The 22,992-nt window shown below is 33.0% G+C and carries 18 protein-coding genes, 1 pseudogene and 1 riboswitch; of the genes and pseudogenes, 6 read left to right on the forward strand and 13 right to left on the reverse strand.

What is annotated here, in order from left to right:
- Window positions 1–115: 115 nt before the first annotated feature.
- The 4 genes and pseudogenes from sasC to IDG63_RS12755 all read right to left on the reverse strand — a co-directional run.
- Window positions 116–4,444 (reverse strand): annotated as a pseudogene (gene sasC / locus IDG63_RS12740) (LPXTG-anchored aggregation protein SasC); the annotation flags it as partial.
- A 325-nt stretch (window positions 4,445–4,769) separates the two neighbouring features.
- On the reverse strand, window positions 4,770–5,081 hold the full coding sequence (locus tag IDG63_RS12745; RefSeq protein WP_000836465.1) for a rhodanese-like domain-containing protein: 312 nt from the start codon (window positions 5,079–5,081) through the stop codon (window positions 4,770–4,772).
- 21 nt (window positions 5,082–5,102) lie between these two features.
- Window positions 5,103–7,520 (reverse strand): leucine--tRNA ligase, encoded by a 2,418-nt coding sequence (gene leuS, locus IDG63_RS12750; protein ID WP_001557386.1) that lies wholly within the window; start codon window positions 7,518–7,520, stop codon window positions 5,103–5,105.
- 287 nt (window positions 7,521–7,807) lie between these two features.
- Window positions 7,808–8,989 (reverse strand): MDR family MFS transporter, encoded by a 1,182-nt coding sequence (locus IDG63_RS12755; protein ID WP_001025061.1) that lies wholly within the window; start codon window positions 8,987–8,989, stop codon window positions 7,808–7,810.
- Between the two features lie 109 nt (window positions 8,990–9,098).
- On the opposite strand from IDG63_RS12755, the gene mnmL reads away from it, so the two are divergent.
- Together mnmL and mnmM are read left to right on the forward strand one after the other, a co-directional pair.
- Complete coding sequence (gene mnmL, locus IDG63_RS12760) at window positions 9,099–10,052, forward strand: tRNA modification radical SAM protein MnmL/YtqA (protein ID WP_000526539.1); 954 nt, start codon at window positions 9,099–9,101, stop codon at window positions 10,050–10,052.
- Complete coding sequence (gene mnmM / locus IDG63_RS12765) at window positions 10,049–10,612, forward strand: tRNA 5-(aminomethyl)-2-thiouridylate-methyltransferase MnmM (RefSeq protein ID WP_086095905.1); 564 nt, start codon at window positions 10,049–10,051, stop codon at window positions 10,610–10,612. The genes mnmL and mnmM overlap by 4 nt, the downstream gene beginning before the upstream one ends.
- A gap of 119 nt (window positions 10,613–10,731) precedes the next feature.
- Here mnmM and IDG63_RS12770 read toward each other — a convergent pair whose 3' ends face one another.
- The 3 genes from IDG63_RS12770 to IDG63_RS12780 all read right to left on the reverse strand — a co-directional run bounded on the left by IDG63_RS12770 (window position 10,732) and on the right by IDG63_RS12780 (window position 12,654).
- The gene (locus IDG63_RS12770) at window positions 10,732–11,133 is read right to left on the reverse strand and encodes a transcriptional regulator, SarA/Rot family (RefSeq protein ID WP_000757543.1); all 402 of its coding nucleotides are present in this window, start codon (window positions 11,131–11,133) and stop codon (window positions 10,732–10,734) included.
- 571 nt (window positions 11,134–11,704) lie between these two features.
- Entirely contained in the window at window positions 11,705–12,532 is an 828-nt protein-coding gene (locus IDG63_RS12775) for an alpha/beta fold hydrolase (RefSeq protein WP_000266096.1), read from the reverse strand.
- Between the two features lie 2 nt (window positions 12,533–12,534).
- Window positions 12,535–12,654 carry a hypothetical protein gene (locus IDG63_RS12780; protein ID WP_001790712.1) on the reverse strand — a complete coding sequence of 40 codons (120 nt, stop codon included), beginning with the start codon at window positions 12,652–12,654 and terminating at the stop codon, window positions 12,535–12,537.
- A 111-nt stretch (window positions 12,655–12,765) separates the two neighbouring features.
- On the opposite strand from IDG63_RS12780, the gene IDG63_RS12785 reads away from it, so the two are divergent.
- Window positions 12,766–13,767 (forward strand): proline dehydrogenase family protein, encoded by a 1,002-nt coding sequence (locus tag IDG63_RS12785; RefSeq protein ID WP_001196360.1) that lies wholly within the window; start codon window positions 12,766–12,768, stop codon window positions 13,765–13,767.
- Window positions 13,768–13,888: 121 nt separating this feature from the next.
- Here the strand turns inward: IDG63_RS12785 and ribH are convergent, their stop codons facing one another.
- The 5 genes from ribH to IDG63_RS12810 form a co-directional block, all read right to left on the reverse strand.
- Window positions 13,889–14,353: a 6,7-dimethyl-8-ribityllumazine synthase gene (ribH, locus tag IDG63_RS12790; protein ID WP_001008551.1), complete on the reverse strand. Its 465-nt coding sequence runs from the start codon at window positions 14,351–14,353 to the stop codon at window positions 13,889–13,891.
- A 12-nt stretch (window positions 14,354–14,365) separates the two neighbouring features.
- Window positions 14,366–15,547, reverse strand: coding sequence for a bifunctional 3,4-dihydroxy-2-butanone-4-phosphate synthase/GTP cyclohydrolase II (locus IDG63_RS12795; protein ID WP_001175484.1), 1,182 nt, complete (start codon window positions 15,545–15,547; stop codon window positions 14,366–14,368).
- A gap of 10 nt (window positions 15,548–15,557) precedes the next feature.
- The gene (locus tag IDG63_RS12800) at window positions 15,558–16,190 is read right to left on the reverse strand and encodes a riboflavin synthase (protein ID WP_000493886.1); all 633 of its coding nucleotides are present in this window, start codon (window positions 16,188–16,190) and stop codon (window positions 15,558–15,560) included.
- 6 nt (window positions 16,191–16,196) lie between these two features.
- Window positions 16,197–17,240 carry a bifunctional diaminohydroxyphosphoribosylaminopyrimidine deaminase/5-amino-6-(5-phosphoribosylamino)uracil reductase RibD gene (gene ribD, locus IDG63_RS12805; protein ID WP_000077344.1) on the reverse strand — a complete coding sequence of 348 codons (1,044 nt, stop codon included), beginning with the start codon at window positions 17,238–17,240 and terminating at the stop codon, window positions 16,197–16,199.
- 126 nt (window positions 17,241–17,366) lie between these two features.
- Window positions 17,367–17,502: riboswitch (FMN riboswitch) on the reverse strand.
- A gap of 218 nt (window positions 17,503–17,720) precedes the next feature.
- Window positions 17,721–19,223: an FAD/NAD(P)-binding protein gene (locus tag IDG63_RS12810; protein WP_001261679.1), complete on the reverse strand. Its 1,503-nt coding sequence runs from the start codon at window positions 19,221–19,223 to the stop codon at window positions 17,721–17,723.
- 522 nt (window positions 19,224–19,745) lie between these two features.
- Here IDG63_RS12810 and IDG63_RS12815 point away from each other — a divergent pair.
- Genes IDG63_RS12815 through arsC form a run of 3 tightly spaced genes read left to right on the forward strand, consistent with a single transcriptional unit; the run spans window position 19,746 to window position 21,765 of the window.
- Entirely contained in the window at window positions 19,746–20,060 is a 315-nt protein-coding gene (locus IDG63_RS12815) for an ArsR/SmtB family transcription factor (RefSeq protein WP_000221179.1), read from the forward strand.
- The gene (gene arsB / locus IDG63_RS12820) at window positions 20,060–21,352 is read left to right on the forward strand and encodes an arsenite efflux transporter membrane subunit ArsB (protein WP_000989121.1); all 1,293 of its coding nucleotides are present in this window, start codon (window positions 20,060–20,062) and stop codon (window positions 21,350–21,352) included. Before IDG63_RS12815 ends, arsB begins: the two co-directional genes overlap by 1 nt.
- A gap of 17 nt (window positions 21,353–21,369) precedes the next feature.
- Window positions 21,370–21,765 carry an arsenate reductase (thioredoxin) gene (arsC, locus tag IDG63_RS12825; RefSeq protein WP_000163236.1) on the forward strand — a complete coding sequence of 132 codons (396 nt, stop codon included), beginning with the start codon at window positions 21,370–21,372 and terminating at the stop codon, window positions 21,763–21,765.
- Between the two features lie 294 nt (window positions 21,766–22,059).
- Here the strand turns inward: arsC and sagB are convergent, their stop codons facing one another.
- Window positions 22,060–22,914 (reverse strand): peptidoglycan release complex glucosaminidase SagB, encoded by an 855-nt coding sequence (sagB, locus tag IDG63_RS12830; RefSeq protein ID WP_001032833.1) that lies wholly within the window; start codon window positions 22,912–22,914, stop codon window positions 22,060–22,062.
- Window positions 22,915–22,992 lie beyond the last annotated feature (78 nt).

Genomic DNA, 22,992 nt, shown 5'->3' on the forward strand with positions numbered 1-22,992 from the left:
TTCAGTGTAAAATGTACTTGGGTCATGTAAAAGTCCTCCTGGGTATGTTTTTGTCGTTAAAAACATTGTACCGTAAAAGGACTGTTATATGGCCTTTTTACTTTTACACAATTATACGGACTTTATCCGCTTTTTGATTGATTTTTTCACGTGCAGCTGGTTTAACTTTTGTTTCAGGTTGAATAATTTTAATCGCTGATACACCATTTGTTGCTGCTTGATTCACCTGACTATTCGTTTGAGCTTGGTCAATAGCTGCAAGTGCTTTTTCTTTTTCTTTAGCTAATGCTTGTGAAGCAACTTCTTTCTCATTATCTGTTGAATCAAGACTATTATCAATTTGCTGTTGCTTTTCTTTAACAGCTTTTTCAATATCTGCAATTGCCTTTGGTTTAATTACTACTTCAGCTTCAACATTATCTATAGCATTTACCGCTTGATTTGTAGTTGTGTCTACCTGATCATTTGTTTGGTTTTGATTAATTTGATTAATTGCTTGATCTTTAAGTTGATTGATTTGATTAACAGCAGCCTGCTTTTCTTCGTCAGTTGCATTAGGTGTTTGTTTAACCGCTTCAATACGCTTCGCCACTTCAGCAGTGATTTTATCTCGCGCTGCTTGTTTTTTTACTACATCAACTTGAACAGCATCGATATTATTCTCTGCTACTGTCGCAGCTTGGTCTACTTCTGCATTTGTGTTAGCTTGTTTAATACTTTCAATAGCTTGTTGTCTGTCTTGATTTAAAGTATTGATTGCAGCATTTTTCTCATCATTCGTTGCATCTGGTGTAGCATTGATTTCAGCTAATTTAGCATTATAATGCTGATTGATTTGTGCTAATGCTGCAGGTTTTTTAACAATATTTGGCTGAATCGCATTAATTGCTTTTGTACCTAATTGTTGCGCTTGATCTACTTCCGCATTTGTATCAGCTTGATTTATATTATTAATTGCCGTTGCTAACTCTTGATCCACTTGATTTAAAGCCACTTGCTTTTCTTCAGTTGTTGCATTTGTGTTTTGATTAATTTCTTGCTTTTTAGCAGTTGCTAAATCATTTAATACACCTGTAGCAGTTTGTTTCTTCGTTACATGCGGTTGAACTGCGCCGATTTGATTGACTGCATCGTCTCTAATACTATTGACCATCGCAGTAGTAGACGTCACACCAATATCAGTTAATGCTCTATTTTTAAGTGTATTGACACGATTTATCGCTTCTTGTTTCTCTTCTCGAGTCGCGCCAGTTGTAGCATTGATATTTGTTATCGCCTCTCGCGCTTTATCATTTACAACATTGCGAGCATCCGTTTTAACTTGTGTTGCCGGTTGAATCACTACTATATTTTGTGTGCCCTGATCTTTTGCTTGTGCAACTTCTTGATTCGTATCTGCTGCATTAATATTTTGCTTCGCTGTGGCTACAGCTTGATCAAGTAATTGTTGTGCTGCTTGTTGTTCTTCGAGCGTCGCATCATTATTATTAAATATCGTATTATGTTGCGTTTCCGCACTTTTATCGATGGCATTTTTTGCATCTGTTTTTACTTTTGTAGCTGGTGTAATTGCTTGTATTCCTTGAATCGCATTTGTCTTTACTTGTTCAACATCAGCATTGGTATTAGCGTTTAAAATGTTTGTGTTTGCTGCAGTTACAGCAGCATTCACTTTGTCAATTGCTGCTTGTCTTTCTTCTTGAGTCGCATCAGGATTAGCATTGATCTCTGCGATATGTTGTTGTGCATCATGTGATACAGCATCCCTTGCAGCTTGCTTAACAACAGTTACAGGAGCAATTGGATTAATGGCATTTAGACCATCTCCTTTGGCGTTATCAACATCAGCATTTGTTGTTGCTTGATTGATTTGTTCTAAAGCATGGTTGGTTGCTTGAGTTAATTCGTTCAATGCTGCATTTTTCTCTTCCTGAGTTGCTTCTCTATTACTATTTATTTGTTGTCTTTTCGTTGCTGTTGCTTGGTTAATTGCATCTCTTGCAGCTTTTTTATGAGTTACTTGAGGAACAACTGCTCCAATAGTATTGATGCCATTATTTTTAGCTGTTTCAACGTCAGCATTTGTAGTAGCATTCGTAACATTATCAATAGCATCTGTTTCATCCGTAGCTAATTGATTTATTGCATCTTGAATCTCGTCTTCAGTAGCATCTGGTGTTGCATTGATAATTTCCCTTTGTTTCGTTGCTTTATCACGTATTGCTTTTTTAGCATTTGGTTTAACAACCGGTGTTGCAGTATCCCCACTTAAGGTCTGTATACCTTGATCTTTGATTCTAGTAACGCCATCATCAGTCGTTTGATCACCAATATCACCAATAATATTGCCTTTATGTTCCTCGATAACTTGTATTGCTGCTTGTTTTTCTTCATCTGTCAGTTCATCATTTTGATTAACTAAATCTTCCATTTGATCAGCTTTTTGATTTACTGCATTTTCAGCATCAACACTTCGAATTAAAGTATGTTGCATCTGATTAGTTAATGTATCAATATCTGCTTGAGATACTCTTTTATTTAATGGTACATTGTTACGATTTTCAGCTAAAATTGTTTGTGCACGTTTTTTAAGATCATTAAAGATATCTAATGATGCAAATGTATAATCAGCTTGTTGAATGCGTCTGTCAACTTCAGCTTGTAATGCATCTTTATTCATGATGATATCGATAGTATATGGATTTGTACTTACAGTATGACTTTCAGCAGGTGAATTAATGAAATCTTGTGTATATGTTTTATACGTTAATGTCTCGTTAAATGTTACTGTTCTTGGTGTCGGCACATTATTTACACGTAATTTATATCTTAAATCGAGTATTTTATCAGGCATAAGTCGTGCCGGAGAGTTTGCTGTACCTCCTCCAGTACTTTTAATTGTTATCACACGATTTGCTGCATCATATGTAACATTCATATCATTAACATCAACGCCTGAATTGTTACTTGGAAAATCTTTAGTCAATGAATTGTTCACATATTCAACACCTTCAGGTAATTGAACTTGATATACAAAGTCATTTGTATCTAGAGAAGCACCAGAATTACCATTATTCTTTAATGATGTTGTTACAGTAAACTCTTTATTATTTGTTGCTGTTGGATCCATTGTTCGTCTTTCAACATAAACATGTGACCCAGAATGAAGTCCGATAGAGTCAACAAAGCTATAGTATTTGTAACCATCTTTTAGTTGATAAATGCCACGCGCATCTGTTATTGCGTCATTTTTAGGTACAAATTGAATTTTGAGATTTCTCACATTATCAGGTACTTTAAATAAACGCAAAGTTGGACCGCCTTCAACAGTCTTTTCAGCAATCGTATCATTAGTATCAGCATTTTTGATAATAACATTTGTTGCGCCTTGACCGTTTTTAGTAGTCATTGTATTAAATTCAAAGATTAATTCAGAATTCGGATTTACTGTTAATGCTTTCTCGATACCATTAAAATCGCCATGGTCATTCGTATCAGTTCCAAGTATACGACCTAATGCAATTACATTTCCTTGTGCTTGATAGTTCTTATTATCTCCTGAATCAAACATGCTCGTTCTTACCATTGCATGACTAAACACCCCTACTTTACCACCATTGATTAGTGTGAAGCCCGGCAAGTTATTAACAACGTTTACTGTTGGCACAGAACGGTTGGTACTTGGTCTAATACCATTGTCATCAAATGACAGCACTTCGTTAGGTGCATTTTGTCCTGCATTATTGGCATTAGGATCAGTTGTTGGCGTATATGGCGCTGTAATTGCAACTGGTGCACCACCGTTTCCTGCCGCTGCAGCCGCTGGATCTGCTGGAGTTGCATTAGGATCTGCCGGTGCCGCACGTCTACTTCTCTTTTTCGGTCTATTAGATGCTGGTTCAGCAATTGCAACTAGCTCTGGTTTATCTGAAGAATGACGAACATCTTCTTGAATTTCCTTTAAAGTTAGATGTCCTCCTGAACCATTTTCATTTGTTTTATTTGGTACATTTAATGTGGTATTATTCGACACTACATCATTATTATTAGCGTTTAACACTGTCTCAGTTGCTGTTGTATTGCCATCTGTATGATTATTGTTTTGTGCTGAAGGCGTACTTGATTGCACTGATGTTGGCGTAGCTTGATTTACTGTACTACCATTATTATGATTAACCAATGCTTGATTCGTTGCTTGATTGGTTGTTGCAGATTGATTAGGTGTATTCTGCGCACTATTTGCTAAACCTCTATTATTAGCAACATCTTTATCTTGTGAATTTACAGGTGTTGCTTGATTAGTATCGCTTTGTACATTATTATCCGTAGTTAAGGCTTGTGCACCATTTGGGTTTGAAAGTAATAAAACTGTTCCGATTAAAGTAGAGAATATGCCAACTTTATACTTCCTAATACTATATTTATTTTTCTTTAACAAATTCATTTCATTTTCCTCCTGGTTGTCTGTTCTCTGCTGTGTTGTTAAGAATTATGCTAAAAATATACGCTCCCTCATATTATGTTTATAGCTATATTATTTTGTACAATATTTTAAGTTCACTCAATTTTATCATCATCATTTTATAAAATAAAGTTTTATTTTATTACAATTTAGTTTCCGTTTTGTAATTAAAATCTTAATAAAACATAACAAGAACGCTTTAGATTGTTTTGTAACAGAAAGTAATTCATACCAAAAAACACCAAGCAACCGAAACGTTACTTGGTGTCATTACAAATGTAATATTATTTTAAATTATGTCACTACTTTAAATACTTTTTATTTCCAAACCTTCATCGCCCCATGCGTGCATGCCGCCTTCGACATTTACGGCATCAATGCCATTTGCCTCTAAATATTCTACAACTTTAGCGCTTCGAACTCCACCAGCACATACAATATAATATATTTCATTTTTATTAAATGAATTTAAATTATCCGGAATGGTATCCATTGGAATTAACTTTGCATTAGGAATATATCCCATTGCTGTTTCTTCATCAGTACGAACATCAACAATTTGAACTGGTTTAGATTCTAAAAGTTTGTTTTTTAATTCATCTGTAGTAATTGACTTCATTTCAAAGTCCTCCTTAAAACATTATTTAGCTACAATATTGACTAATTTTTGAGGAACAGCGATGACTTTCATGATGTCTTTACCTTCAATACTCGCTTTAACATTGTCATTAGATAAGGCAATTTCTTGCATTTCTTCTTTTGATGTATCTTTAGCAATTTTAATTTTAGCTCTCAATTTACCATTCACTTGAACAACGATTTCTACTTCATCATCTACAAGTAGTGCTTCGTCATAAGTTGGCCAAGGTTGGTACGTAATAGACTCTTCATGTCCTAATTTTGACCATAATTCTTCACCGATATGTGGTGCAATAGGTGCTAACATTTTAACGAAGCCTTCAATGTAAGGTTTATAAACTTCATCAACTTTATAACACTCATTAATAAATACCATTAATTGACTAATAGCAGTATTAAATCCTAATGTTTCAAAGTCTTCTGTTACCTTTTTAACAGTTTGGTTATAAACTTTATCTAAAGATTTATTATTTGTAGTTACAATTTTTGAACTCAATGTTCCATCTTCATTTACCATTAAACGCCATACGCGATCTAAGAATCGACGAGACCCATCTAATCCTTTTTCACTCCATGCAATTGCAGCATCTAAAGGTCCCATAAACATTTCGTAAAGACGTAAAGTATCTGCACCATGAGACTGTACTATATCATCTGGATTGATTACATTTCCTTTAGATTTACTCATCTTCTCATTACCTTCTCCTAAAATCATACCTTGGTTAAATAATTTTTGGAAAGGTTCTTTAGTAGGTACGATACCCAAATCATAAAGGACTTTATGCCAAAATCTTGCATATAATAAGTGAAGAACCGCATGTTCTACTCCACCGATATATAAATCAACAGGTAACCAATGTTTTAATTTTTCAGGATCTGCTAACATATTTTCATTTTTAGGATCGATGTAACGTAAATAATACCAACAACTACCTGCCCATTGTGGCATTGTATTTGTTTCACGACGTCCTTTCATACCTGTTTTTTCATCTACAACATTTACAAATGAATCAATATTAGCTAGTGGAGACTCACCAGTCCCTGATGGCTTGATTTCATCTGTTTCAGGTAACAACAATGGTAGCTCTTCTTCAGGAACAGTTGTCATTGTTCCATCTTCCCAATGAATGACAGGAATTGGTTCGCCCCAATAACGCTGACGACTGAATAACCAATCTCTTAATTTGTAATTAACTTTCTTTTCGCCAGCACCTTTTTGCTCTAATAATTGAATAGCTTTAGTAATTGCCGCTTCATTTTCTAAACCATCAAGTTCACCAGAATTAATATGTTTACCTTCACCAGTGTATGCTGCTTCTTCAACATTTCCACCTTCGATGACTTCAATGATTGGCAAATCAAACTTTTTAGCAAATTCATAATCTCTGTCATCATGCGCTGGTACTGCCATAATTGCTCCAGTACCATATGTTGATAATACATAATCAGCAATCCAAATTTGTACTTTTTCACCAGATAAAGGATTAATTGCATATGCACCAGTAAACACACCTGATTTATCTTTTGCTAAATCTGTACGTTCTAAATCTGACTTTTTAGAAGCTTCTGTTTGATAAGCTTTTACTTTTTCTTTATATTCATCAGTTGTAATTGAATTAACTAATGCATGTTCAGGACTTAAGACTAAGAATGATGCACCATAGATAGTATCTGGTCTAGTCGTAAATACTTCTACTTTTCCTTCCGTATTATCTACATCAAATGAAACTTTGGCCCCTTCAGAACGTCCAATCCAATTGCGCTGCATATCTTTTAAAGACTCAGGCCAATCTAAATCATCTAAATCTGCTAATAATTGATCTGCATATTCTGTGATTTTAAGTACCCATTGTTTCATCGGCTTACGATAAACTGGATGTCCACCACGTTCAGAGACACCATCAATCACTTCTTCGTTAGATAAAACAGTGCCTAATGCTGGACACCAGTTAACTGCAACTTCATCAACGTATGCTAAACCTTTGTTATATAACTGTATGAAAATCCACTGTGTCCATTTATAGTATTCTGGATCTGTTGTATTAACTTCACGATCCCAATCATAACTGAACCCTAATTCTTTAATTTGTCGTTTAAAAGTTTGGATATTTTTCTTTGTAAATTCACGTGGGTCGTTGCCAGTGTCTAAAGCATATTGCTCTGCTGGTAATCCGAATGCATCCCACCCCATCGGATGTAATACATTATAACCTTGCATCCTTTTATATCTTGAAATGATATCTGTTGCTGTATAGCCCTCAGGATGTCCAACATGTAAACCAGCACCTGATGGATATGGAAACATGTCTAAAGCATAAAATTTCTTTTGACCTAAGTTATCATTTGTTTTAAATGTTTTATTTTCGTCCCAATAGTCTTGCCATTTCTTTTCAATTTGATTGTGGTTGTAATTCAACACATTTCCTCCTATTCAATAAAAAAGACACCTCTAACTATTCTATTTACATAGGGACGACATTTGCCGCGTTACCACCCTATTTCACAAAAATTGTGCACTCATTTTAATAGTAAGAGATGTCATTCATTCAATTTAAAATTAATACGATTTACATTTAGTCCTTAACACTAGCTCTCAGCATCACTAGCTTTCTGTAGAAAAGCTCCAAACGAAATTAAATTATACAAATTAATATTATGTTATAACGACATTTATTTCAAGTCTATAACGTTAATTCTATTTACTCATTATGCATCTATTTTTTTAGGTTGCGTATTATTCTCCTTGAAAACCATTAATAATATTAATGCAAATACAAGTAGTAGCATCATACCGATAAACATCATGCGCATATTAAACGCATCAACTAATACACCACCAAGAAATGGACCAAATGCTTTTCCTACTGTAGCAGCTGAATTCACAAAACCTTGGTACTGTCCTTGCTTACCATCTGGCGCTAACTGATTGGCTATAGTTGGAACTGCTGGCCATACAAACATTTCTCCAAAAGTTAAAATAATCATACCGACAACAAATATTGTAAAGTTTTCAGCAAAACTCGTGACAAAGAACGACAACATAAAAATGATGATGCCGACAAACATTTGCTTCTTTAAGTTTCCTTTTAACAGATAGAGAATCGGTTTAATTAATGGTTGTGCTACTAAAATCATTATTCCGTTAATTGTCCATAAGACACTATATTGTGCCATTGAAATATTAATAGATTGTGTAAATGATGCGATTGTAGACTCCCATTGAATATATGCAACCCAACAAATTGCAAACATTGCACAAATTAGTACTAATGAAATAAATCTTGCTTTATTCTTTTTACCAGTAATATCTAAATGAGTTGGATATTTAACTTTTGCATTAATTTCAATATTAAATTGCGTTACCGCGACAAGCGCAAACACAACATACATAATAAGATTGGCTAAAAAGATATAGTTAAAGCTAAATTCTGCGACAAAGCCGCCCATTGCAGCACCGACAGCCACACCAATATTTTGCGCTAAGTATATCGCATTAAACGTTTGTCTTCCGCCATTCGGCCACACTGCTCCAGCCATAGCGTATATCGCAGGAATAATCATTCCGCCACCAAAGCCTAACATTACAAGCCATACAGCATACCAAGGCCACCCGTGAAAGAAATTAAGTAGCGTTGTACTACAAAGACAAGTGAAAGTTCCAATTAAAATCGTCTTGTATCCACCTAATTTATCAAATAGTGAACCACCTAATAAGTTTCCAATAACCATGCCAAATGAATTTATCATTAGCACTAAACCAGCAACAGTTAAACTTTTTCCAAGTTCTTGTTTCATATAAATTGTATTTAAAGGCCACAAAAAACTGGAACCAGTAATATTTAACGCCATGCCAATTACTAGCCACCAGACTGATTTAGGTATATTCATATTTCATAGTTCCTCTCTCTTTTTTGTCAAACTATAATAAACACTATAACATTAAAATATGTTAAAATCTGTACTTAGAACTCTTTTTTTATAGAAAGGAAAATGACATATGGGCAATCATTTCCAATACGCTTTTGAAAACAAACGTTATCACACATGGAATTACCATTTAAAAAATAAATTTGGACAAAAAATATTTAAAGTTGCATTGGATGGCGGGTTTGACTGTCCTAACCGCGATGGCACTGTAGCACATGGTGGATGTACATTTTGTTCTGCTGCAGGTAGCGGAGACTTTGCAGGTAATCGTGCAGATTCAATCGCAGTACAATTTAAAGAAATTAAAGAAAAGATGCATGAGAAATGGCACGAAGGAAAATATATTGCTTATTTTCAGGCATTTACAAATACACATGCACCGGTTGAAGTATTAAAAGAAAAATTCGAACCTGTACTTAAAGAACCGGGTGTTGTGGGATTATCTATTGGTACGCGTCCTGACTGTCTACCAGACGATGTTGTCGAATATTTAGCAGATTTGAATCAACGAACATACTTATGGGTTGAATTAGGACTACAAACAATCCATCAGTCAACATCTGATTTAATCAATCGTGCCCATGATATGAAAACTTATTATGATGGTGTGGCAAAATTACGTAAGCATAATATCAATGTATGTACACACATCATTAATGGCTTACCTGGCGAAGACTATGACATGATGATGGCTACTGCCAAAGAAGTTGCACAAATGGATGTACAAGGTATTAAAATTCATTTACTTCATTTGTTAAAAGGTACACCGATGGTAAAACAATACGATAAAGGTTTATTAACTTTTATGACTCAAGAAGAGTACACAAACCTAGTTGTGGACCAATTAGAAGTGATTCCCCCTGAAATGATCGTTCACCGAATTACCGGTGATGGTCCAATAGATATCATGGTAGGTCCAATGTGGAGTGTTAATAAATGGGAAGTATTAAATGGCATCGATGCTGAATTAGCACGTAGAAATTCTTATCAAGGCTTGCGTTACAAGTCTAAGGTGAAGCAATGAAATTAGAACGTATACTCCCTTTTTCAAAAACACTTATTAAACAACATATAACACCAGAAAGTCTTGTTGTAGACGCAACTTGCGGTAACGGCAATGACACTTTATTTTTAGCCGAACAAGTACCAGAAGGACATGTTTATGGTTTCGACATTCAAGATTTAGCTTTGGAAAATACACGTGATAAAGTTAAGGATTTCAATCATGTTTCTTTAATAAAAGATGGACATGAAAATATTGAACATCATATAAATGATGCACATAAAGGTCATATTGATGCAGCCATCTTTAACCTAGGTTATTTGCCTAAAGGTGATAAATCTATCGTGACAAAGCCTGACACGACAATCCAAGCTATTAATTCATTGCTATCATTAATGTCAATTGAAGGTATTATTGTACTTGTTATATATCATGGTCATAGCGAAGGACAAATTGAGAAGCATGCATTGCTTGATTACTTGAGTACTTTGGATCAAAAGCATGCGCAAGTTTTGCAATATCAATTTTTAAACCAACGTAATCATGCTCCATTCATTTGTGCCATAGAAAAAATTTCTTAAGCATTTGCTGCGCTATACTATTTATAATTTAGGATTGAGTAGTCAACATTTGAAAAATTAATGCCAACAACAAAAAGAGGTTTTCAACTTAATGAAAACCTCTTTTTATGCTATTAAACTTACACAGCAATAATTGCGTTTAAACTATTTTGCATTGCTGTTGCTCTACTTGCAATCGCATCACTGATGAAATTCAACAACTCTACTTTCTCTTGTTGTAACTTTTCATTGAAATGAATAATAACTGTTCTTTCATCGTCAACAGGACGCTCTTTGTAAATCCATTCTAATTCAACTAAATTATTATACGTTCTCGTACGCTTATACGGTTTAACTTCAACAAATCTGTCCATTTCTTTAAGCGTCATAGAACCTTTTTGCCATAAAGTTAGTAATATTAAAATTTCTTCTCTAGACATTTTGTATTCGCTTTCAATCTCGCTGAAAATTGAGTTAATGTCACCCAAAAGTGTTTCTAATTGCAAAATTCCAAATACAGTGTCGTTATTTACTTTTTTCATGCTAAACATCTCCCAATTAATAATCACATATTTAGCTACCATACAAGTATTAACAAACATCCCAACAATCCCAAAACTTGTATGTGCTAACTTATGCATAAAACTACAAGTGTAAATAAACTTGCTTTCTATTCAATTGTCAAAGTTGAATAAAATTAAATAAGTATAAAAACCAATAATCAATAGAGTTAATATTTAGAAATAAGATAATAGTACATAAAACAAATCACTCTATTACATATTAATTTTATAATTTATATACAAAGAAAATATATCAATATTACCATTAAATTGCAACAATTCTACATATATTTCTTCAAAAAAGATACGCATTGAATTTTTATTACATATAACTCTCATGAAAATTGATTAAACTAAATTAATTAGTTAGCCTTAAATTTAACAAATTAAATCAAACCGAATGAGGCTAAATTGGTTATTTTTCAAGATATGATTTGTATAAATCAAAACATTTCTTACAAATCAAATGTGTATAAAATGTGATATACATTCTCAACCTTAAAAAAGTTAAAAAAAAGATGAGCATCTACTGTCTCATCTTTTTAGAATATTAAATTTCTACAATTTCGTCATCTTCAACAATAAAGCCCATTGTATTGACGCTGTTATTTAAGAAAGTCAGAATATAACGCATTACTTCATCGCGTTCTGGCTCATTGTGAACCTCGTGGTAAAAACCTTGCCAAGCTTTAAAATATAATTCAGGTGTTTGATATTTTTCTTTAAACTCATCAATTGCCCTAGTATCAACAATTAAATCCTTCGTTCCATACATTAATAGCGTTGGCATTGGTTGAATGTCATGAATATGAGCCATCGTATCTTTCATCGTCTCATTAATTGTATTATACCAATGATACGTTGCTTTTTTTAACATTAAACCATCGTTAACTGTTTCTTCAACAATTTCTAAATTACGTGTTAAATCTTTTGGTTCTACACCAACATTAAAACGTGTGTCTTTTGAAATTTTACCTATATTTGAAACAAGTTTATCTTTACGATTTTTTCCATTCTTTTGAAGTTCTAGCATAGGAGAAATTAACATCATCCCCTCGATTGGCAATTCTACTTTTTCAAGTAAATTTAATAAAATCAAACCGCCAAGTCCTACCCCTAATACATAAGTAGGAATTTTATATTCATTAGCTATCTTTAACCAGTCTAGCAAACTTTCGTGATACGTTTGAAAGTTTTCAATTTGTCCTTTATTAGCTCTTGAAGTTTGACCTTGACCAGGCAAATCTCCCATAATCACATGATAGCCATTTCTTCTTAACATCGTAATAACATATGCATATCTTCCCGTATGTTCTAATATATTATGAGCAATAACAACGACGCCTTTCGCATCATTTTCAGCTTCCCACTTCCACATTATTATACTGCCCCTTTTTCATTAATCTTCAATAACATAATTATAGCAAATTCACTATGTAGATTTCTATTTATAGTATTATTGTTGTCCATATTATTATATATAAATGAAATCAACATCAATAATAGTGTAATTATACATAATTATTTTTGATTGTTTTTGATGAAAACGCTTTCTCGAATATTTTTTTCATGCTAAACTTATTGTAAACACAAGGGTTTGGAGGAGTAGCAATGGCACTATTAAAGAATTTTTTTATCGGATTATCTAATAATAGTTTTTTAAACAACGCAGCAAAAAAAGTGGGCCCACGTTTGGGCGCCAATAAAGTCGTTGCCGGAAATACAATTCCAGAGTTAATTAATACAATCGAATACTTAAATGACAAGAATATCGCTGTTACAGTAGACAATTTAGGGGAATTTGTCGGTACAGTTGAAGAAAGTAATCATGCTAAAGAACAAATTTTAACAATTATGGACGCGCTTCATCAACATGGCGTAAAGGCACATATGTCTGTTAAATTGAGTCAGTTAGGTGCAGAATTCGACTTAGAATTAGCTTACCAAAATTTAAGAGAGATTTTACTTAAAGCAAATACTTACAACAATATGCATATAAATATTGATACTGAAAAATATGCTAGCCTGCAACAAATTGTTCAAGTTTTAGATCGCTTAAAAGGCGAATTTAGAAATGTTGGTACTGTAATTCAAGCATATTTATACGATAGCCATGAATTAGTTGATAAGTACCAAGATTTACGATTACGTTTGGTTAAAGGTGCATATAAAGAAAACGAATCAATTGCATTTCAATCTAAGGAAGACGTAGATGCAAATTACATCAAAATAATTGAACAACGTTTGTTAAGCGCACGCAATTTCACTTCAATTGCAACACATGACCATCGCATCATTAATCATGTAAAACAATTTATGAAAGAAAATCACATTGAAAAAGATCGTATGGAATTCCAAATGCTCTATGGTTTTAGATCAGAGTTAGCAGAAGAAATCGCAAATGAAGGCTATAATTTCACTATTTATGTACCTTATGGCGATGATTGGTTTGCGTATTTTATGAGAAGATTAGCAGAACGCCCACAAAACCTATCTCTTGCTGTAAAAGAATTTGTGAAACCTGCTGGCTTAAAACGTGTTGGCATAATTGCAGCTTTAGGAGCTACAGTTATGTTAGGTTTAAGTACAATTAAAAATTTATGCCGTAAATAGAGCATGGCATAAACAATAATTTAGGAGTCTGGAACAATAATCAATGTTCTAGGCTCCTAAATGTTATATTGGCAGTTCTGAAACATTTATAAATCTTTGATTATGAACTCACAACAGTGCTCTATGCTTTTATAGATTTTAATAAATTAGCCATTTCAATTGCACTTACTGCTGCTTCAGCACCTTTATTGCCAGCTTTCGTACCTGCTCTTTCCACAGCTTGTTCAATACTTTCAGTCGTTAAAATACCAAATATGACTGGTACATTAGTTTGATCATTCACTTTAGAAACACCTTTCGCGACTTCATTACAAACATAATCATAATGAGACGTAGCACCGCGAATTACGCATCCTAATGTAATTACTGCATCATAATTTCCTGATGAGGCTAATTTTTTAGCTACTAACGGAATTTCAAACGCACCTGGCACAAATGCTACATCAATATTGTCTTCATTAACATCATGTCGAATCAAAGTATCTTTTGCACCTTCAAGTAATCTTCCAGTGATAAAATCATTAAATCGACTAACTACGATTGCAACTTTCAAATCTTTTCCAATTAATTTACCTTCAAAATTCATGTTAAAATCCTCCTATATTAAATGACCCATTTTTATTTTTTTCGTTTCCATATAATCATGATTATGTACCGTTTCTGGTACGATAACTTCAATTCTTTCTGCAATATCAATGCCATATTGTTTTAATCCCTCAAATTTACTTGGATTATTACTTAATAAATTGATATGTTCGATGTTAAAATATTTTAAAATCTGTGCAGCAATATGATAATCTCGCAAATCTTCATCAAAACCTAATGCTAAATTTGCAGTTACTGTATCATATCCTTGCTCAATTAATTCATATGCGCGTAATTTGTTTAACAATCCTATGCCACGACCTTCTTGAGGTAGATAAATAATCATGCCACCATGTTCATTGATATACTTCATAGACGATTCAAGTTGAGCACCACAATCACAACGTTGACTATGGAAAATATCGCCTGTAAGGCACGCAGAATGTAAGCGTACATTTTCATGTTGTCGAATTGCACCTTTTGTCAGTACAACTATCTCTTCATCTGTGTAAGTCGCTTTAAAACCATACATATCAAATGTTCCGAAATCTGTAGGCATTTTCACTTTTGCCTTAAATTCAATTTCTGGTTCTAATTTTTTACGATATTCAATTAAATCATCAATCGTAATCATCTTTAATTGATGTTTTTCTTTAAACTTTTGTAAATCTTGTCCTTTCGCCATCGTGCCGTCATCATTCATAATCTCACAAATGACACCAGCGGGCTTGGCACCAGTAAGTTTAGCTAAATCAACAGCCGCTTCTGTGTGTCCATTTCTAGCTAATACGCCTTTATCTTGTGCTACTAATGGAAATAAATGACCAGGACGATTAAAATCTTTAGCTTCACTACTAGGATCAATGAGCTTTTTGGCAGTCAATGTACGTTCATAAGCACTAATTCCTGTTGTTGTATCTACATGATCAATACTTACTGTAAATTGCGTACCAAAGATGTCGGAGTTATCATCAACCATTTGTACCAAATCCAAACGTTGTGCAATATCTTTAGACACTGGTGCGCATATTAATCCCCTTGCTTCTTTCGCCATAAAATTAATGGTATTATCGTTCATCCATTCAGTGACCGCTACTAAATCACCTTCATTTTCACGATTCTCATCATCTACTACAATAATTGTTTCTCCATTTTTTAAAGCCATTAAAGCACTGTCAATATTATCTAATTGCATGCTACCCCTCCTAAAAACCAAATGCTCTTAATTTATCTACAGATAATTGGTCTTTATCTTTATTTAAAATATTTTCAACATATTTAAACAAAACGTCTGTTTCTAAATGTACTTTATCTCCTAATTTTTTGGATGATAAAATCGTTGAACGCCTCGTTTCTGGAATAAGATGAATGTCAAAACTGTTATCATGCTTATCAAATACCGTTAGACTTACACCATCCACAGTAATAGACCCTTGCTTAACTAACTGATTATTAATATGTTGGCTACATTGAATCGTAATAATTTTGGCATTGGCTGTTTCATTTATTTTTGAAACTGTTCCTAGTTCATCTACATGACCGAGGACAAAATGTCCACCAAACCTACCGTTACCACTCATGGCACGCTCTAAATTTACTTCTGATTGTCGCTTAACATCTGCTAAATAGGTTTTATTTTCAGTGCCTTTAATTACTTGAACAGTAAAAGATGTCTGATCAAAATCAATCACTGTTAAACATGCACCATTAACACTGATGGAATCACCAATATGCATATCTGCCGTAATCTTATGTGCTTCGATTTCAATCGTCCTGACTGATTGACGAATTTGAACACTTTTAACGACACCTATTTCTTCAACGATGCCAGTAAACATGCATCATCACTTCTTTCGTAAAGTTAATTTAACATTTTGATTTAATAACTCGGAATGAACAATTTCAAATTGGTTCGCATCTGGTATCTCAATCACATCATTTGTTTGATAAAATTGATAATTTCCAGATCCGCCAATTAATTTCGGGGCATAATAGAGAATAAATTCATCTATATAATTAGATTGGAGAAATTCTGAAGTAGTGGTTGGACCTGCCTCGACTAGCAAAGTTCCAACTCCTCTTTTATATAAATTGTGAAGAATTGTTGTTAAATCGCAAGACTTCAAGTAAATAATTTCAATATGTGTTTGATTGGTTGTTAAATTTGGATTTTCAGTATATATCCAAATTGGTGTTGATTCATCTTGATAAATTTGCTGATTAAAATGAATATTCCCAGACTTAGACAATATTACTTTTATAGGGTTTTTTCCATCTTGAATACGTGTAGTATATTGTGGATCATCTAATTCAACTGTACGTCTTCCAGTTAACACTGCGTCGTGTCGATGTCTTAACTTATAGACATCTTGTTTAACCTCTTTGTTAGTAATCCATTGACTTTGTCCATTATCATTCGCTTGTTTACCATCTAAACTTGCAGATACTTTCACTGTAATTTGTGGCAGTTGCTTTGCTTTTGCTTTAAAAAAGTCTTGGTATAATTGTGATGCCCGTTCATCATCAACGCATTCAACCTCAATACCGTGAGCCCGTAACGTCTCATCACCATGTGTGTCTAACGAATTGTCTTTTGTTGCGTATACTACTTTTGCTATCTTACAATCAATTATTTTGTTAACACAGGGTGGTGTTGAACCAAAATGACTACATGGCTCTAACGTAATATAAATCGTCGCACCTTCAGCATTTTGTTGTGCCATATCAAGTGCTTGAACCTCCGCATGCTTGTCACCTTTTCTCAAGTGTGCACCAATACCAACAATCCTACCTTCTTTAACTACAACAGCGCCAACGGGTGGATTAACACCTGTTTGACCTTGTACCATATTTGCAAGTTGAATCGCATAATCCATAAATTGACTCAAATGATCACCTCTATAAACAAAAATCCTCACATCATGAATTAAGATGCAAGGAGAAAAATTTATCGTTAAATAAGCCTATTTGTACACATTTTTACAAATACGCTACATTATCTTTGTCGATAATTAACATTCTTTCTCCCATCCAGACTTTAACTGTCGGCTCTAGAATCTCACTAGATCAGCCACTAATATGAAACATATTAGCAGGTCGCAGGCTTTATTTACTGCCGGTTGGGAATTTCACCCTGCCCCGAAAGAATTATATATGAAATTGTTATAGATTATTTGAGTACGTAGTATGTCAACTACATTTAAAATGATACTATATGTTTTCTGAAAAAACAATTAATGACGGTTTTAATTTAATATAATCTGAGTACTATAGGCATCTCATTGATATGATTCTTACTAACAGACATTAAAATCAAACCTTCAATTCGTCTCTATAGAGCGTTCTCTTTATTATCTTCTAGTTACAAATTATTGATTGTCACTGCGCTGTTGTTGCTCATTCGATTCTAAAGCATCATATAATTGAGATACTGTATGCGCAACTTGTTCTACAATCATTTTCACACCGTTTCGTAGTTTATTAACACCGTTTGTCATTTGACCTATCGCAATCATATTTGTTAATGTTCCAAACCTTGGACTAATAACTTGATTGGTTTCCGGAATGATTTGTATGCCTCCCATTGGGTGTGCTTGTACAATTTGTCTATTTTCAAGATTTTTAATTAATTGATCATCTTGATCCAATTCATTTAAATGACTTTTTGCACCTGTCGCGTTAATGACAACATTATATATGTCTACTGATTCTTGGTTTTTGTATGAAAAATAATACAACTTGCCATCATGTTTCACATCTTCTAAATCTTTTTTCAAAATTAAAGACTTATTTTCTATTAATTCAATAATTAGTTCAGCAGTTCTTGGAGGCATTGGATTTGAATTTAATTGAATCATCTTTGAGTATTTTTGATTAAATTGATGTTGGTCTTCAATACTTAAGCTATTCCATATCCAATTTAAATTCTCTTTCAAATGTTCAATCATACTTTGGAAAATGCCCATTTCTGTTGGACGCGCTAAATCATACTTCAAATCTGCAATATGATTTCCTGTACGTCTATGTACTAATTTTTTAAAATCAATGTCATATTCAGCACATTCTTTTAAAAATAAAGAAACTAAAGTATCAAGCGGTGCATTGCCGAAATGATGTTTTTTAATGTCATTTAATTTGTCTTTAGTTAAGTACTTGAATGTCACGTCTATCATTGTACCTCTTACACTTGGTAAATGAGCAGAACGACTCGTCATAGTAATTGGTAATTTTGGATGATGAGCAGCAACATAACGGACAACATCTAAACTGGCAAGGCCTGTACCAATAATCGCAATATCGTCCAGTTCATTTACTTCGTCTAACGTATTATATGTTGGATAAGGCGTAGCGATATATCCTTTTTTACCCTTTAAGTTATATGGATCATGGTAGGCAAATGTACCACATGTTAAAAATACATAATCGTACGCTTGCCATGATTGTCCTGAATTTGTAGTACATATGTAATAAGTTAAATTCGTTTCATCGATATTAGAATTTGTATAAATCTCTTGAACTTTATTATAATTAGTTGATATATTTGGATATTTTTTCGTGAACATAGATAAATAAGATTTCATATAATGTCCGAATACAAATCTCGGTAAATATGCAGGTTCATCAAAATTAAAATCAGTTTGTTGTTTATACCACTTCCAAAATTCAGTCTCATCATCTAAATTTAAACTCATCTTTTTCGAAGGCATATTAATTAGCAGCTCAGAACTATCATTTTGAAATGGTACGCCCTGTCCCATATTTACTTTATCATCGTATAAATCTATATCTAATTGATTAAACTTCGGGTGCTTAACTAACTCTCTCAATACACTTACACCAGCAGTTCCCATGCCTATTATTGCTACACGCATATATCATCCATCCTTTTGTAATTCAAAATATTATATTTAAACTATTACCTATAATTATAGCAATTTGGTATTTCCAATAAAATTTATTAAGGTAAGCTATTATTTCACTTTCACAACCATTAAACCATTTAAAACTTTTCATTTAATATCAACCTTAGTGTTTGTGTTAAAATATTTTTAACGAGGTGAATTAAATTGAAATTTATAGCAAAGATATTAATCTCATTAGTAATTCTATTTATGATTTTTAGTCGTAAAAACAAAGCTTCTTAATCAATACCCTTGATTACAAAATAAATTCAACTAAGGTGATTGGCCATACACTCAAGATATGGCTAATCACCTTTTTCAATGCAGAACAAAGAGTATATTTTGCAAAATCAATATCTATAATTTATCTTTAATACCCTTTTAATACTAAAACCAAATTTAAATTACATAGTCATATCGTGTAATATACCAAAGGAACATAGACATTCATCTATATAGATGATAATCTATTTAACGTCTAGGAGGTATGTTATGACGTATAAAGAACTAGCAACATTTTTAAAAGTTTTATCAGATTCAAGCAGATTAGAAATACTAGATTTACTTTCTTGTGGAGAGTTATGCGCTTGTGATTTGTTAGCACATTTTCAATTCTCTCAACCTACACTTAGCTATCATATGAAAGCATTAGTAAAAACCAACTTAGTTACGACACGAAAAATCGGAAATAAACATTTATACCAGCTCAATCATAATATTTTTGAGTCCGTAATTAATAACTTGTCTAAGGTTCATACCTCTAACCAACGATGTATTTGTCATAACCTTAAGACTGGTGAATGCTAATGATGACAACTTTAGCGACACTCATTTTTCTAGTAACTTTATTATTTGTATTATGGCAACCTAAAGGCCTAGATATTGGCATTACCGCACTAACTGGTGCCTTTATTGCTGTTATTACTGGTGTTGTAAGTTTTTCCGATGTTTTCGAAGTAACAGGTATTGTTTGGAATGCTACTTTGACTTTTGTCTCAGTCATTCTTATTTCATTAATATTAGATAAAGTTGGATTATTCGAATGGTCAGCTATTCACATGCTTCATGCTTCAAAAGGCAATGGTTTAAAAATGTTCGTTTATATCATATTATTGGGTGCCATTGTTGCTGCATTTTTCGCAAATGATGGCGCAGCGTTAATCTTAACGCCTATTGTATTAGCGATGGTTAAAAATATAGGTTTTAGTAAGCGGGCCATATTCCCTTTTATTATTGCGAGTGGTTTTATAGCTGACACAACTTCTTTACCTTTAATCGTGAGCAATCTAGTGAATATTATATCTGCTGATTATTTTCATGTAGGATTCGTTCGATATTTTAGTAGAATGATTATACCTAATTTATTCTCGCTTTTAGCAAGTATTATAGTATTGTGGTTATATTTTAGAAAGGCGATACCTAAAACGTTTGATGATAATAATATAAAGCATCCTAAAGATGCCATTAATGATTTAAAGCTATTTAAAATTTCATGGATTGTTCTAGTTATATTACTTTTCGGCTATCTAATCAGTGAATTTACTAAAATTCCGGTATCGATTTTCACTGGAATCATTGCTTTTATTTTTCTAATGTTGGCTCGTAAATCAAATGCTGTAAATATTAAGCAAGTCATTAAGGGCGCACCTTGGAATATAGTATTATTTTCAATTGGTATGTATATCGTCGTATTCGGCTTAAGAAATGCTGGCATTACTTTAATATTGGCTAAAATATTAGAATATATTTCCAATTACGGTCTATTTAGCACCATTTTGGGAATGGGCTTCATTTCAGCGTTTTTATCATCAATAATGAATAATATGCCTACAGTTTTAATAGATGCGATTGCTATTGGTCAATCAAATGTCCATGGCATGTTAAAAGAAGGCCTAATTTATGCGAATGTTATCGGTTCTGATTTAGGTCCAAAAATTACACCGATAGGCTCTTTAGCTACATTACTGTGGTTACACGTCTTAACACAAAAAGATGTTAAGATTTCTTGGGGCACATACTTTAAAACTGGTATCATCATTACAATTCCAGTACTATTTATAACCCTCATAGGGTTGTATCTAACACTTATCATATTTTAATTAATTAGGAGATTGTTATGACTAAAAAAACAATTTATTTTATATGTACAGGCAACTCATGTCGAAGTCAAATGGCTGAAGGTTGGGCTAAACAAATCTTAGCGGATGATTGGAATGTATATTCTGCTGGTATCGAAACACACGGTGTTAATCCCAAAGCGATAGAAGCTATGAAAGAAGTAGGCATTGATATATCAAATCATACATCAAATTTAATCGATAATAATATTATTAAAAATTCAAATTTAGTTGTTACATTATGTAGTGATGCAGACGTAAATTGCCCTTCTTTACCAACAAATGTTAAGAAAGAACATTGGGGATTTGATGATCCTGCAGGCAAGCCTTGGTCAGAGTTCCAACGTGTAAGAGATGAAATTAAAATCGCAATTGAAAATTTCAAATCACGATGAGAGTGGGACAGAAATGATAAAAAAACACTAATGATTTATTATGTAGTGGTTCTTTATCATTAGCTATAACTAATGTGTACTTAAAAATAGGAATACATGAGTAAAACGCATGCATAAGAAATACTAATTTCTAAAGAAAAAGTAATTCTTTATCGATGTCCTACCCCACTTGCATTGGTGGGATTATCAATCAATGTGTTTTCTCTAATGCAAAAAGACGCTTTCTATCAAAACAAGATAGAAAGCGTCTTTTTAGTATGTCCGAGTCATAAAAACAACTCGTAGCTTATCAAATTACTTATTCAAATGTTTACTGTCATCTTTATACACAAAGTATTTGAAGTATTTTCCTTCAGTCTTCATGTTCTTATAAAAGTCAGCGATAATTGTTGCATTACTTTCTGCCCACTTAATATCAGTAGCATATTGATGTTCTCCTGGATTTTTTGGATTCCATCTCATACTATACAATGTATTTTGATCTGTGCTTGATAAGAAGTGCTTATGAATGAAATCAGCACCGCCTGAAATAGCTTTTTCAGGTGTATCCCAACCATGCTTTTTAGCATATTCTGCACCTGTTTTAATTGGGTCTTTATCAAGGGCTCCTACTCCATAGAAATTGTAGTACTTTTTGCCATCAATTTCGACTCCATTAGCTAATTCACTTTTAACTGCGCCAGTTTCTAATAATGCATGTGAAATTAAATAAACTTCGTTAACGTGCTTATCTTTAGCAGCTTTTAAGAAATCATCCGTATGTTTCAATAACGTTGGTCTATCTACTAACATACGTTTAATTCTATTTTTATCAATCCCTTGATACTTTGATAAATCTAAAAATTGATATTTTTGCTTTTCATTATCGATAAAAGTACCGCTATCCATTGCACTTTTAATTTCAGTTGCAGATGCATCTCTCCATGCATCATTCTTTTTATTTGATACCTGTTGACTCGTATAATTATTTATTTGTTTCTTTGCTGCATCGTTTAATGTAACATTTAACTTTTCAATCTTAATGTCGGATTTAACATGTTTGAAAAATATCTGATCGGATATCATTGAGAAAAATAAAAATGAGACAACAGCAAATATGACAACAAGTCCTATTATTCCAAAAATAGAACCTTTCTTGTGTTTATTCATATCCACACCTCTTAGGTCATTGTTGTTATACATTCAGTTTGACTACGATAATAAAGTTTAACATTATTAAAACCGTTT

The organism is Staphylococcus sp. EG-SA-14, from assembly GCF_017151935.1.
Classification (GTDB): Bacteria; Bacillota; Bacilli; order Staphylococcales; family Staphylococcaceae; genus Staphylococcus; species Staphylococcus aureus.

Coding starts and splice junctions, on each gene's coding strand:
- IDG63_RS12795 (WP_001175484.1), bottom strand. CDS start 15,547: ATGCAATTAGATAATATTGACAGTGCTTTAATGGCTTTAAAAAATGGA.
- IDG63_RS12755 (WP_001025061.1), bottom strand. CDS start 8,989: ATGAATATACCTAAATCAGTCTGGTGGCTAGTAATTGGCATGGCGTTA.
- mnmM (WP_086095905.1), top strand. CDS start 10,049: ATGAAATTAGAACGTATACTCCCTTTTTCAAAAACACTTATTAAACAA.
- IDG63_RS12810 (WP_001261679.1), bottom strand. CDS start 19,223: ATGCGTGTAGCAATAATAGGCATGGGAACTGCTGGTGTAAGTGTATTG.
- mnmL (WP_000526539.1), top strand. CDS start 9,099: ATGGGCAATCATTTCCAATACGCTTTTGAAAACAAACGTTATCACACA.
- IDG63_RS12745 (WP_000836465.1), bottom strand. CDS start 5,081: ATGAAGTCAATTACTACAGATGAATTAAAAAACAAACTTTTAGAATCT.
- sagB (WP_001032833.1), bottom strand. CDS start 22,914: ATGAATAAACACAAGAAAGGTTCTATTTTTGGAATAATAGGACTTGTT.
- IDG63_RS12770 (WP_000757543.1), bottom strand. CDS start 11,133: ATGAAAAAAGTAAATAACGACACTGTATTTGGAATTTTGCAATTAGAA.
- IDG63_RS12800 (WP_000493886.1), bottom strand. CDS start 16,190: ATGTTTACTGGCATCGTTGAAGAAATAGGTGTCGTTAAAAGTGTTCAA.
- arsC (WP_000163236.1), top strand. CDS start 21,370: ATGACTAAAAAAACAATTTATTTTATATGTACAGGCAACTCATGTCGA.
- IDG63_RS12785 (WP_001196360.1), top strand. CDS start 12,766: ATGGCACTATTAAAGAATTTTTTTATCGGATTATCTAATAATAGTTTT.
- IDG63_RS12775 (WP_000266096.1), bottom strand. CDS start 12,532: ATGTGGAAGTGGGAAGCTGAAAATGATGCGAAAGGCGTCGTTGTTATT.
- IDG63_RS12815 (WP_000221179.1), top strand. CDS start 19,746: ATGACGTATAAAGAACTAGCAACATTTTTAAAAGTTTTATCAGATTCA.
- arsB (WP_000989121.1), top strand. CDS start 20,060: ATGATGACAACTTTAGCGACACTCATTTTTCTAGTAACTTTATTATTT.
- ribH (WP_001008551.1), bottom strand. CDS start 14,353: ATGAATTTTGAAGGTAAATTAATTGGAAAAGATTTGAAAGTTGCAATC.